The 12,337-nt window shown below is 58.8% G+C and carries 12 protein-coding genes; 7 read left to right on the top strand and 5 right to left on the bottom strand.

The features are described 5' to 3' along the window. Positions 1–363: 363 nt before the first annotated feature. Complete coding sequence (locus ACIQWP_RS13210; protein ID WP_402787551.1) at positions 364–864, bottom strand: GNAT family N-acetyltransferase; 501 nt, start codon at positions 862–864, stop codon at positions 364–366. A 497-nt stretch (positions 865–1,361) separates the two neighbouring features. After that, positions 1,362–3,281 carry a hypothetical protein gene (locus ACIQWP_RS13205; protein WP_402787548.1) on the bottom strand — a complete coding sequence of 640 codons (1,920 nt, stop codon included), beginning with the start codon at positions 3,279–3,281 and terminating at the stop codon, positions 1,362–1,364. A gap of 680 nt (positions 3,282–3,961) precedes the next feature. On the opposite strand from ACIQWP_RS13205, the gene ACIQWP_RS13200 reads away from it, so the two are divergent. The 6 genes from ACIQWP_RS13200 (at position 3,962) to ACIQWP_RS13175 (ending at position 9,872) form a co-directional block, all read left to right on the top strand. Further along, positions 3,962–4,192: a hypothetical protein gene (locus ACIQWP_RS13200; protein WP_402787545.1), complete on the top strand. Its 231-nt coding sequence runs from the start codon at positions 3,962–3,964 to the stop codon at positions 4,190–4,192. A gap of 98 nt (positions 4,193–4,290) precedes the next feature. After that, complete coding sequence (locus ACIQWP_RS13195) at positions 4,291–6,051, top strand: ABC transporter permease (protein ID WP_402787542.1); 1,761 nt, start codon at positions 4,291–4,293, stop codon at positions 6,049–6,051. A gap of 21 nt (positions 6,052–6,072) precedes the next feature. Further along, entirely contained in the window at positions 6,073–7,404 is a 1,332-nt protein-coding gene (locus ACIQWP_RS13190) for an AAA-associated domain-containing protein (RefSeq protein WP_402787539.1), read from the top strand. A gap of 176 nt (positions 7,405–7,580) precedes the next feature. Further along, positions 7,581–7,946, top strand: a complete 366-nt coding sequence (locus ACIQWP_RS13185) for a hypothetical protein (protein ID WP_402787536.1) — start codon at positions 7,581–7,583, stop codon at positions 7,944–7,946. Positions 7,947–8,153: 207 nt separating this feature from the next. Beyond that, positions 8,154–9,218: a sensor histidine kinase gene (locus ACIQWP_RS13180; protein ID WP_402787533.1), complete on the top strand. Its 1,065-nt coding sequence runs from the start codon at positions 8,154–8,156 to the stop codon at positions 9,216–9,218. 3 nt (positions 9,219–9,221) lie between these two features. Continuing rightward, entirely contained in the window at positions 9,222–9,872 is a 651-nt protein-coding gene (locus ACIQWP_RS13175; protein ID WP_402787530.1) for a response regulator transcription factor, read from the top strand. A 68-nt stretch (positions 9,873–9,940) separates the two neighbouring features. Here the strand turns inward: ACIQWP_RS13175 and ACIQWP_RS13170 are convergent, their stop codons facing one another. From ACIQWP_RS13170 to ACIQWP_RS13160, 3 genes are all read right to left on the bottom strand, one after another. Then, positions 9,941–10,336: a DUF4440 domain-containing protein gene (locus ACIQWP_RS13170; protein WP_402787527.1), complete on the bottom strand. Its 396-nt coding sequence runs from the start codon at positions 10,334–10,336 to the stop codon at positions 9,941–9,943. A gap of 47 nt (positions 10,337–10,383) precedes the next feature. Further along, the gene (locus ACIQWP_RS13165; protein ID WP_402787524.1) at positions 10,384–10,773 is read right to left on the bottom strand and encodes a hypothetical protein; all 390 of its coding nucleotides are present in this window, start codon (positions 10,771–10,773) and stop codon (positions 10,384–10,386) included. A 325-nt stretch (positions 10,774–11,098) separates the two neighbouring features. After that, the gene (locus tag ACIQWP_RS13160) at positions 11,099–11,887 is read right to left on the bottom strand and encodes an XRE family transcriptional regulator (protein WP_402787521.1); all 789 of its coding nucleotides are present in this window, start codon (positions 11,885–11,887) and stop codon (positions 11,099–11,101) included. Positions 11,888–12,075: 188 nt separating this feature from the next. On the opposite strand from ACIQWP_RS13160, the gene ACIQWP_RS13155 reads away from it, so the two are divergent. Further along, on the top strand, positions 12,076–12,252 hold the full coding sequence (locus ACIQWP_RS13155; protein ID WP_402787518.1) for a hypothetical protein: 177 nt from the start codon (positions 12,076–12,078) through the stop codon (positions 12,250–12,252). Positions 12,253–12,337: the final 85 nt, after the last annotated feature.

The following is a 12,337-nucleotide window of genomic DNA, read 5'->3' as shown; positions in this document are numbered from 1 at the left end:
CTGCCGAGGACCAACCTCGTCAATCTGTCCGGACTTTAGTGAAACTGCTGTCCGGGAATTGGCGGAAATCCTGTCCAACTTTTGCGAAGCGCGCACGAATCATGAGGGATCAGCCATTCTTGATTCTGTTTGCTTGCATGGACGAACGAAAACGGCGCCATCGCCAGGATTCGTAATGGGCCGGCAGGCGACCCCTGACGGGACTTGTTCTTTGGATATCGACGAGAATCTCGGTAACCGAGTTAGACCAAGAGAGCGTCTACTTTCTGGGAGCGACTTCTGGAAGGAGCGGCTTGATAGTCTCGCGCTTCATCCGATCGCCGTCGTTTCGAGCGGAGGCCCAAGGGGGTGGTCGTTGCCTGTTTAGGCTGCGTCAAACCCTGTATGATATGCAACAGCGCCAGCTGGTGACGCTCCCTTGAACACGATCCGCTGAAAGTATTCCGCGGGTACGTCAGCATATCGCAGGGCAAGGTCGTTGGTGAAGCCGAAGCGGGCATAATAGCGGGGATCGCCGAGAACGACGCAGCCGTTGGCGCCTTGGGTTTTCAGCTGAGCCAATCCGCTCGTGATCAACTGCCTTCCGATGCCCTGGCCCTGCCGGTCCGGCCGGACCGATACCGGGCCTAGGCCGAACCATTCTTCCGCTCCGGATTCGATGGTGATGGGCGAGAAGGCGACATGGCCGATAATCTCGCCATTATCGAGAGCGACGAGGGAAAGGGTCAGCTCGCCGGCGGTTCGCAGCGCGTCGATGATCGCAGCCTCGGTGCCGGAACTGTGCTCCACACCCTCGAAGGCAGCGGTGGTGACTTCTCGAATCCTATCGATATCCGCGGGCATCTCGGCACGTAAAGTAATCAAGGCTGTCGACTTTCCTTGTTGGTGATTTCGAATTGGCTGTCGCGTAGCACCATCATACATCTCGAACAGGTTGCAAAGGGGCTTGCGCCGGGCGCGATTGTCGCCGGGCCACCGGGGTCGTTGTCCGTCTGGCACTGCCGGCGGCCGGATACTCACTCCGCCGATTGATGAATGGCTGTGGTGCCGCGGCCATGCCCATGCGTGTCACCGACATGGTTTTCCGGCTCTGTGCCGCACCGGACTCTTTTAAGTAGACCATCAAATTCTACGAGGAAGCACAGGAGATCGCCTGCCAACAGCGCTTCGAGAATAAGGAAATGCGTATCAATGGCGCGAAAGTCCGCCGAGTACTGATCGTTTCCGGACGTGACGAAGATCTTGTGTTGGTGCGTGACATCGTGCGGTTTTCTACGTGGATTCCCTCGACGCCTTCCAGAATCTGTCGGCCGGCGCAATAGCCTACTGCTTTACGGACAGGGCAGGGTTTGCGCCACCATTCAAAATCCCGCCTTTTTCAGGCCTTCCCGATAGAGATCTTTGTGCCATTGCTCCTTGACCGGAACGAGCGACAGCCATCTGTCGACATCGAAATCAGGATTGGTCTCGCGGACACGGCGCACGAGCATACGCGCCTCGTCCCGATGGCCCAGCATCGCCCAGCTTGCCGCCGCAAGCCTGTCTGCCAGGCTTGGATCGGCCATCTGGTTGATATAGTCGAGTACTGTCTGGAACTGGCCGAGAGCATAGTTGGCGCCAGCGGCCGTCCAGATATAGGAATCCGGGTTTATGGGATTGAGGTTCATCGCACGCTGGATTTTTTCCAGAGCCAGACCGGGTCTGGAGAAGTGGACCAGCGTGTCCGCGTGATCGGCGATGACGTCAGCATGATGTGGGCTGAGGGTTTCCGCTACTTCCAGCGCCTCAACGCTTTCGTCGATCGCTCCTCGAAAGAGTTTGGCGACGCCGAGTTCGCGATAGCCGTCGGACAAGTCGCTGCGAACTAAGATGGCGCGCACCGCAAAATCCTCTGCCAATTTCAGCAGTTCGTCGTCACCGCACGCAGTCAGCAGCCATTCCTTGGAATAGGTGCGGGCGACGGAGCTGAGTGCCGGTGCAAAATCGGCGCTCTCCAACAAGGCTGCTTTCAGCTCCTTGCGGGCGCGCCGCATGTTCGGCAGGCTCAAAAGATGGAGATATTGCTGGCCGACGAGATATTGATGGTAGGCAGCCGGGTTGTGCCTGAAATATGCGCGCGTCATCTCATGACGCTCGACCTCAGCGGTGGCGGCGAGCACGATCTGCCGCGAGATTTCGCGCTTGTTGTGTGCAAGATCCAGCCTGCCGAAGTTGAAACGTTCGGCCCATAGGACCTCGCTGCCCGGCAAAGAGATGAGCTGCGTAAAGAGCGAGAGGTCGTCATTCGGCCCGCTCAATCGGGTCTCCAGCACATAGTTGATGTTGTATCGCTCGAAAAGCGCGCCTTGATCGTCGCTTTGGCGCCCGATCTGAATGGCGGAGTAGGGGGCGATCACGCGCAAACTGTGCAGGGCGCAGAAGCCGAGGGTGATGTCTTCGATCAACGAGGCCGCGATCATGGTCGCCGCGCCATCAGGACTGTCGTTTCCGGGCGGCAGCAAGGCGAGACGTGGTATGCGCAGGATGGTCCGCGCCGCAGCATCCTGCTCCGATACCGCGGCCGAGTGTGCGGAAGCGGCTGACGCTGGAGAGCGAGGCAACGCCGGCGAGGTTGCCGACCATGATGAAATGAGATCCTTGCGCCGCGCAAATATGCGTTTGAGCTGTTCGAGGCCGCCTTCGACGTCAAATGCCCTCAGCAGTATACGATGGGCGATCTCGTCTTGCGGCTCGGTTTCGAAAAGAAGGAGAGCTGCCTCCTTGACGACGGCGATATCGCCGGCTGCGACCGGAAGCTTTACCGCGGCATCCAGCGTTTCCTTCAGCATGGCGAGATGCCGCTTTCTTTCACCCGCTCGCCAATCGACAAAGGGCCTGCTTTGACAGTTCGCCCTTTCCAGAAATTTTAACTGCAAGGCCTTCGTCAGGAAGGCCAGGTTCTCGGCCGGATTCTTGGGCGTGCTTGCGCGTGTCGGGATAGTATCGCTCGCAAGCGAGCCACTCACAAGGTGGATATCGGTATCGTCAAAGGTCAGAAATTCGGCGCTCAGGTCCGATTGCCGGCTCTTGATACGGGAAACGAGCTTGCGAAGGTTGGCCAATGAATTTGCCAAGTCACCTTCGCCCCAAAGAAATCGCGCCATGCTTGTCCTGCTGACGGATTTGCTATCGCTCGCGAGCAGATAGGCAATAATCAGAAGTGCCTTTTTCGGGAATGCTATTTGGCGTTCGTCGCTATCCAGAAGAGCGATTTCACCAAAAGTTCTCAGTAAAAAATTCATCGCGCCATCTATATTGCTTTAGATATATAACGACCGTCGTCTTCCGGCGTTTCGGTGATTCCGCCTAGATAAACGCCAAGATGACAGTGGAATCGATTATATATTTCTGATGCAAGGTATGAATATTTGCAACTGAACTAATTTTGTTTCTCTATTTTGAAAGTTATTGTTGCACAAAAGCTTAGTTTCCCGGCTCCATTTCCAATGTCGCTCCGGCGACGGGTTTGTCGGGAAGTGTCTTTAGTTTGACTGATCGGTAAATTGATCCACACTGCAGGGCCAAGGGCTGCGGTGCCCCACATACTGGGCCAGGGCGAAAGTCGCTAACCGGCTTTAAAGACAGGGTTTTTATTGCTCCCCGCCAAGCTGCCGGTCATCGAGATCGTGCTGCATATACTTTGGTATAATGGCGGTGCACCATCGCCTGATTGACCGCTCTCGGTGGTTGTGACAATACGGCGATGTCTTCGCAACGTGATGCGAAGGCTGATGAAACCAACAGATTAAGAAACCAATGGACAGCTACCCTAGTCGCTGTCCGGCTGCGGCGTCGTGCCGCATCCGGACGGTCATCGCAACAACCTGGACCGCTGCCGGCATTCGCCGGGCGAGCGTCGGTCGGGCCTAGCCTGTCCAGCTCTCCCCCGGATCTGCCGTCAGGTGGGCCGAGGAGGTGAGCCATGAACAACATCGTTCTTTTCCGCGGACGTAGGTTCGCAACCAAGTTTTCCGCCCCGCACGCTTTCGCCGTTTCGACCGGTATCCGTCCGGCTGGACATTCGCTGTCTTCGCAGCGTCCGCGCCTGATCGCCGTCTGGCACACCAATTCCCATACCGGGAAGCTGGAGTGCTTCTGGACGACCGAGGGCGGACCAGTTCTCGACGAGGACGGCAGTCGCCAGGCGGCATAAGCGTCCTCCTTCAAACAAGCGCACCGTGTGGCGTCGCGAATGCAGCGCCCCACGGCCGCGCCCTAGTTGATAACATCCTGTTCTCAAAGGGTTATTACATGGTTTTCCTTGCTAACGATCGACGCGAGCGTAGTGCCGTTGCTGCGTTGGCCGGTGCACGTATTCTGCCGAATGGCTATGACCTCGCCGCATTCGCCTTCATTGCAGCTGTCGCCTATCTCACACTTCACGGCGTAGCGGAGATGCGCGCGCCGCTCGCCGGTCTGTCCACGGCACCGCTGTCGCTCGACCCGGCCTATCTGCCCGAATATGCGCTGCGTACGACCCTGCGCATGATGGCGGCCATCGTTGCCTCCCTCATCTTCACCTTCGTCGTTGCAACGCTTGCCGCGAAGAGCCGCCGTGCCGAGAAGATCATCATTCCGGCTCTCGACATTCTGCAATCTGTTCCGGTGCTGGGTTTTCTGACCTTCACCGTCACCTTCTTCATGGGTCTTTTCCCAGGAAGCCAGCTTGGGGCCGAATGTGCGTCGATCTTCGCGATCTTCACCAGTCAGGCATGGAACATGGCCTTCTCCTTCTATCAGTCGTTGCGGACGGTTCCGCGCGATCTCGATGAGGTCAGCCGGGGTTTTGGCCTTTCGACCTGGCAGCGTTTCTGGCGGCTGGAGGCTCCCTTTGCCGCACCTGGCCTCGTCTGGAATACGATGATGTCGATGTCCGGCGGCTGGTTCTTCGTGGTTGCGTCCGAAGCGATTACGGTGGGCAATACCACCGTGCAGCTTCCCGGGCTCGGCTCGTGGCTGGCGGTTGCCATCGACAAGCAGGATTTTGCCGCCGTAAGCTGGGCTGTACTTGCCATGGCGGTCGTCATCCTCCTCTACGATCAGCTGCTCTTCCGCCCGATCGTTGCCTGGGCAGACAAGTTTCGCTTCGAGCAGACGGCCGGACAGCAGAAGCCGCGTTCCTGGGTCTATTCGCTGATCCGTCGCACGCGCCTGCTGAAATATGTCACCACCCCGATTGCCGCCGTGTGGGGCCGACTGATGCTCATGCGGCTGTTGCCCATGTCGCGGGCCGTCGCAAAGAAGGGGGACGAGCAACATGCCGTCAGCTGGGCTATCGACCTTGCCTGGTATGCCCTGATCGCCGTCGTTGGCGCCTGGAGTGTCTGGGATGCGGTATCCTATCTCAGCCAGACGCTTTCCTGGGGCGATGTCTGGATTGCTTTCGCCGGCGGGTTCCTGACGCTCATTCGTGTCGTCGTTCTCATTGCGGTCGCGAGTGTCATCTGGGTTCCGATCGGCGTGTGGATCGGACTTCGCCCGGCCGTTGCGGAGCGGGTGCAGCCGCTGGCCCAATTCCTGGCGGCGTTTCCGGCAAACGTGCTCTTTCCCGTCGCGGTGGTTGCCATCGTTGCGACGGGTGCCAGCCCGAACATCTGGCTGTCGCCGCTGATGGTGCTCGGCACGCAATGGTACATCCTGTTCAACGTGATCGCCGGGGCGAGCGCATTTCCCACCGATCTGCGGGAGGTATCCTCGGTCTACCGGCTGCGCTCGTGGACCTGGTGGCGGCGCGTGATACTGCCGGGAATATTCCCCTACTACGTCACTGGAGCGTTGACGGCTTCCGGCGGCTCCTGGAACGCGAGCATCGTCGCTGAACTGGCGAGCTGGGGAAACACGAAACTCGAAGCCTTCGGGCTTGGATCATACATCGCAAAGGCGACGGAAGCGGGCGATTTTCCGCGGGTCATCCTCGGCATCGTCGTCATGTCGATCTTCGTCACGCTCTTCAACAGAACGCTCTGGCGGCCGCTCTACGTCTACGCTGAACGCCGCATGCGCCTCGATTAAATTCAGATCGGAGAACCGAACATGGAAAACGCTGTCATCTCCAAGAAGAACGATATTGCAAAGAACGCACCGCTGGTTCTCGCCAAGCAGGTGTGCCAGACCTACGACAAGGGGGCTTCCGGCTCGCTTGTCGTGCTCGAGAACGTCGATCTTCAGCTCTATCCCAATGAAATCGTGGGGCTGCTTGGTCGCTCCGGTTCCGGCAAGTCCACGCTCTTGCGTGCGATTGCGGGCTTGATCCGCCCGAGCAGGGGCGACATCACCTTCGCGGGCCGGCCGGTCGTCGGCCCCAACTCGGATGTTGCCGTGGTCTTCCAGAGCTTTGCGCTCTTTCCCTGGCTGACCGTGCTGCAAAATGTCGAGCTCGGCCTGGAGGCGCAAGGCGTTGCGGCGTCCGAGCGGCGCAAGCGTGCGCTCGCCGCCATCGACCTCATCGGCCTCGACGGTTTCGAAAGCGCCTATCCGAAGGAACTGTCGGGTGGCATGCGCCAGCGTGTCGGTCTTGCTCGGGCACTCGTCGTCCGGCCGAAGGTTCTGCTGATGGACGAGCCCTTTTCGGCGCTCGACGTGCTGACGGCGGAAACGCTTCGCACCGATCTGCTCGATCTGTGGTGCGAAGGCCGGATGCCGATCGAGTCGGTGCTCATGGTGACGCACAATATCGAAGAAGCGGTGCTGATGTGCGACCGCATCCTGATCTTCGGATCGAATCCCGGTCGCGTGATCGCCGAGATCCATGTGGATCTGCCGCAGCCGCGCAACCGCCTCGATCCGGCGTTCCGAATGCTGGTCGAAGACATCTACGCCCGGATGACGGTCAAGACCGGTGCGCCGACGCGCGAGGGGCTTTTCCCCGGCACGGGCATCGCGATGGCGCTGCCGCGTGTGTCGACCAACCTGATGTCCGGTCTGATCGAGACGGTCGCCGCCGAGCCCTACCGCGGGCAGGCCGACCTGCCGCCGCTGGCCACCCATCTGCATCTCGGCATCGATGATCTTTTTCCGGTTGCGGAAACGCTGCAGCTTCTGCGTTTCGCCGATCTGGAAGGCGGTGACATCAAGCTGACGGCACCAGGTCTGCGTTTCTCAGACAGCGATGTCGACGAGAGGAAAAGACTGTTCGAGCAGCATCTGGCGACCTATGTGCCGCTGGCCGCGCACATTCGCCGCGTGCTCGACGAGCGGCCGACCCATCGCGCGCCCGCACGGCGCTTTCGCGACGAGCTGGAGGATTACATGTCGGAGGATTATGCCGACGTCACCCTCAAGGCCGTCACGAACTGGGCCCGCTATGCGGAATATTTCGCCTATGACGAAAATGCCGATCTGTTCACGCTGGAGAACCCGAGTTGAAACCCACGGCTGGAACGGATGCGAAAGGGTCGCCGCCGGTTGAGGCGGCGACTGGCCCCAATGCATTTTTTAGTTTGATAGGCCGCCAAGGCAGGACTTAGCGCATGAGATCCAGCAGATCGCCGGCTTTGGCGATCTGCGGTCGCGCGGCCTGTCTGGCTGCGGGACGGATTGACATGCCCAGAGACAACGAAGAACTCGGCCGCTTCCTGGAAGCTCTCAACAGGAACAAGCCAGGTAGATCAGACAGGGAAAAGCGCCGCCATTCTCGTTCCCACAGAAGCTTCAGCGCACGCATAGCGCGGCTGAAGGATTTTATCGGCCTGGCACATATGCTGGCGCTTCTGTGGGGCGCGCATTGGCTCATGCGATCGGCTACGCGCTTGTTCTTCAACGGATTTCTGTCGGCAAGCCAGACGCGCAGGCTGCTTCGCTGCGCCGCACGTCTCAACAGGGCAAGCCTTGCCGTTCTCCGGCGTCGTCAGCGACGGCGCCTCGCCAGTCGCTATGCCGGAAACGACAACAATGACCGTCGCGCTTGATGAGGCTGCCGTTTCTTCGAGCGCGGTATAGGTGTCCGGCGTTAGCTGCGATGGCCGGGCAGATATAGGCCCGAGCTCTCGCCACGCCCGAGGAATGCCATATGAGGCTGGGCGGGAGAATACGGCAGTTGTCTTGGGGCCTCGGGTCAGGCAGTTTGCAGCTTCTGCACGCAATGCTGCGGGAACGCTGATGCAGGGATGCAAGGGATGAGGCGCGAGTTTCTGAAATACCTTTTCGAAATGCCCTTGCTTTGGCTCGGCATCGCAGTCCTCGCCGGCCTTATTTTCATCGGTGACACGATCACCGATCTGGAGATCGCCTTTGCCGTTCTCTATGTCTCCGTGATCCTGCTGGCGGTGTATTCCGGTCGAACCGGTGCGATCGCGATGGTCGGGATCGCATGCGCCGTTCTGACGATCGTCAGCTATTTCTTGACGCGCCATGGCGCTTCGCAAGCAGGCCTGATCAACAGTGCTCTTAGCCTGGTGGCGATCGGCGCAACCACCTATCTGGCAATCAGGATCGAGATGCTCGATGCCAGGGCGAGACAGGCGCAATCGGAACTCGCACGCATGTCGCGTCTGATGATCGTCGGCGAATTGGGCACTTCCATAGCCCACGAGGTCAGTCAGCCGATCACTGCGATTGCCGCCAATGGCAATGCTGCACTGCGATGGCTTTCCGCAACGCCACCCGATAATGACGAAGCTCGCCGAGCCATTGAGCGAATCGTAACCGATGCCGGGCGGGCGGGGGATGTCATCGGCCGCGTCCGGGGGCTTGTGGCGCGCTCGTCGCCTTCGCGCGATACGGTTGATCTGGTCGAAGCGATCAACGATGTTCTGGAACTGGTCCGTAGTGAGATCCGCAGGAACCAGATCTTGTTGCGCACCGAATTGGCGGGTGATCTGCCATTGGTGGCCGGCGATCGTGTCCAGCTTCAGCAGGTGATCCTCAATCTCGTCATGAATGCGATCGAGGCCCTGGTGGAGGTTGATGCGGAAACACGCGAGCTGCTTGTCAGCGCCGCGGCAGACGAACGGAAAGTGACCGTCAGCGTGCGCGATACCGGCAGCGGCATGCCCGCCGAGATGCTCGACAAGACATTCGAGGCCTTCTACACGACCAAGCCGAAGGGCATGGGAATGGGGCTTGCTATCAGTCGGTCCATCATCGAAGCGCATGGCGGGACCGTTTATGCGGCACCGAATTTTCCGCACGGGGCAGTTTTTGGTTTCACCTTGCCGCTCGGCGGAAAAGCAAAGGGGTAGGGCATGCAGGGGCAGCAGTCGACCGTTTATGTCATCGACGACGATCCATCCGTGCGCGACGGGCTGGACAGCCTCCTGCGTTCCGTCGGCTATGATACGCGCGGCTTTGCGTCGCCGCGAGATTTCCTGGCATCTCCGCGATCGGAAGGCCCAGCCTGCATCGTGCTCGACGTCAGAATGCCGGATGCGAGCGGCCTTGATTTTCAGGATGAGCTTGCGCGAATGGGCCATCCGATCCCGATCATTTTTCTTACCGGACATGGCGATGTGCCAATGTCCGTCAGGGCGATGAAAGCCGGAGCGGTGGAGTTTCTTTTAAAGCCATTTCGGGAGCAGGATCTGCTCGATGCTATCAGGCAGGCACTCGAAATCGATCGTGCCCGGCTGCGGAAGCAGGCGGCGGAAGTTGATCTTCATGAGCGCTTCTCGACGCTCACGCCGCGCGAACGCGAGGTCATGGCACTCGTCGCGCGAGGCCTTCTGAACAAGCAGATCGCGGCCGAGATCGGCCTGAGCGAAATCACCGTAAAGGTCCATCGGGGGCAGGCCATGCGCAAGATGCGGGCCGACTCTGTCGCCGATCTCATCCGGATGGCGGATAGCCTGGGATTGACGGACGGCAAAGCCAACGATGTGGTGCCGGGGCTGCGTTAATCCTCCCGCGGTTGGCGCAGCCGCATGGATATGGTCGCTTGCAAGTGCGTTGCTACGGTACCATGGGTTCAGCCTTTTGGAGCGGTGAGCGTTCCCTGGTGAAAGATCATCTGCCAGCGTCCGTCGATACGCTGCCAGATCGAGCTCCGCAGAGTGTGTCGCTCCTGGCCGCTCTCTCCGGCTTGGCGGGTGCTTCGGTAGGTGACGAGGACGGCATCGGGTGAGATCGGTCGAAAGGCATAGTCGCGGGAAATGACTAGTGGAGAAGGCTTCTCCGTCTTTTCTGCTGCCAGATGGGCGATTAGTTCATCCCTGTCGTCATAGATCGTTCCGGAACTGCCGAACTCAACGAAGCCTTCCGCCAGCAGTTCCGTCACGGCCGTTGGCGACTGTCGGATTTCAGGGAGATGCAGCTTCTGCTCGAGTAAACGGATCTCTTCGAGCTCGTGCTGGGGTACGTCCATGGTCTCAGCGATCTCCTTCTGGTGTCGATGCCCGCATGTTCCGGACCTTAATGTGATGCCACGAGCAGCTCCAGGTTTCTCTCCTGCTTGATCTTCTGGTCTTGATCATGGTCAGTCTCCCTGGACTGCTCCAATTCAATGGCGAAAAGTTCGGCGGCGTGACGACCGGCATGCGTCTTGTCGTCTTCAATGACGGAGGCTATTCGCCGAAACAATTCCGACTCGAAACCGCCAGCATTATTCGAGGCATTCGGCCGCGCCAGCCGTGCACCACCATCCAATCTGATCGCTGATACGTAGAACTCGTCTTCGTAGTCGGCGCCGGCTGATGTCAATTCAGCGCGCCCATACAATAGCAATCCGGTTTCCCAACGATCGCATAGGCGGATGCTGAGCTCATCGAACGAATATTCGCAGGAAAATTCCGAGGCGTACATTGTCATTACCCCCCGGTAGCAAGCGATGATGACGCAGGAATACCTGCCCTCTTAGAGGCGTTTGCCAGCGTAATCATGAAAGCATTCGGCTTTCTCCGCATGAATGACACTCTCCCTTCGACGGCCTTGCGGCCTTACCAATAGATCCGCCTGGTCCGTCCGGTTTCGCTGACTTCGGGCAAGATCCTGTGCTTGCTCGGGCTCATTCCATTCAGGGCCAGTGGCTCTCATCGGCTAGACTGTCATGCAACATAATGTATGTCAACATTATTTATGTTTATTTGTGTGGGCTGGACATCAAAGGTGTTCAAGGCCTCTATTATTTCTATTTTCGGGCGATATGCCCGCAGATTCGACCGATGATGGTCAATCGATCCAGCTCTACGGTAAAGGTTTCCAGTGCCGGATTATCGGAGATGATCTTGACCTGGCTCGGATGGGTAAAGGGAACCCGCTGCAAACGCTTGATCTGCGGTTCCGTATAGCCGTCGCTGATCGCATAGACGGTATCCGTGGTCATCAGGTTCTGGGAGAGGTCGACGATGACGCGATCGCCCGGCATGTAGGTCGGCTGCATGGAATCGCCGACGACTTCCATGATGATCGTATGGTTCGGCGATGCCTTTGCCTCGTTTCGCAGATAGCCGGTGGGAATAAGCCATTCGGCGACGATTTTATGCCCGGCGACATTGCCGGAGCCGACGGGGAGATTGATGACTTCGCCGACGACGCCGCTGCCGGCGCCGAGTTTGACGTCCACCTCGGGCGTTGCACCCTCGATGTGCGGCTTCCAATGCTCTCGGCTGTAGCTGAGGTCGTCGCCGCTCTCGGCAAATCCATCCTGATCCTGTTCGTCAGGATCGAAGGAGGTCACGATATTCGGTGCCATGCGTACCGTCTTGCGAGGGCCTTCACCGGTCAGCAAATAGGCGGCCGTGGTGCCGAATTTCTTGGCGTAGCGATTGGCGATTTCGGCGTTGAATTCGTTTTGCCCGTTTTCATGCGCGCGATAGGTGGACAGGCTCACGCCCAACGCTTCCGCCGCCTTCGTGGCTGATGGATAATTTGCGGCCTCGCGTGCCGCTCTCAGTCGTTCGCCCATGGATTTCTGCATCTTTCGACCCTTGCAAAATTTCCGACATAAATCATGTTGACATCGCCATTATTATCAACATAATTGATGTTTATCAAGGGGCCGGCAGCGCAATCCGCAGCTTGGCAGGTAGGCAGGCTCACGCCGCGTGCGGCGGGCAATGATTTAGGGGTGAAGGCATGGTTACGGGCAGCGGGAGTAGGAAGGCGGTGTCCCAGGCTGGATATTTCGATCGCTTCTGGGGATGTCCCGGCTGCTTCCGAATCCTGTCGATCGCGGAGATCATCGAGCTGCATTGTGAGGATTGTGCTGCAGCCGTCGAGCCGATGGAAATTGCAGAGACCATGTCCACCGCCGAAACAACCGAACAGGAGATCTTGCCATGATCGAAATGCTTCAGGGCTTTCTCGCCTGCATCGGCGCCGCGTTGTTTTTCGCCACCATGGTGATCGCGATAAAATCAGTCATTTG

The sequence above is a fragment of the Rhizobium sp. NPDC090279 genome, assembly GCF_044769665.1.
In the GTDB taxonomy this organism is placed as follows: Bacteria; Pseudomonadota; Alphaproteobacteria; order Rhizobiales; family Rhizobiaceae; genus Rhizobium.
The sequence above is the reverse complement of the archived record's forward strand: the minus strand, read 5'-3'. Positions and strand labels throughout refer to the sequence as shown.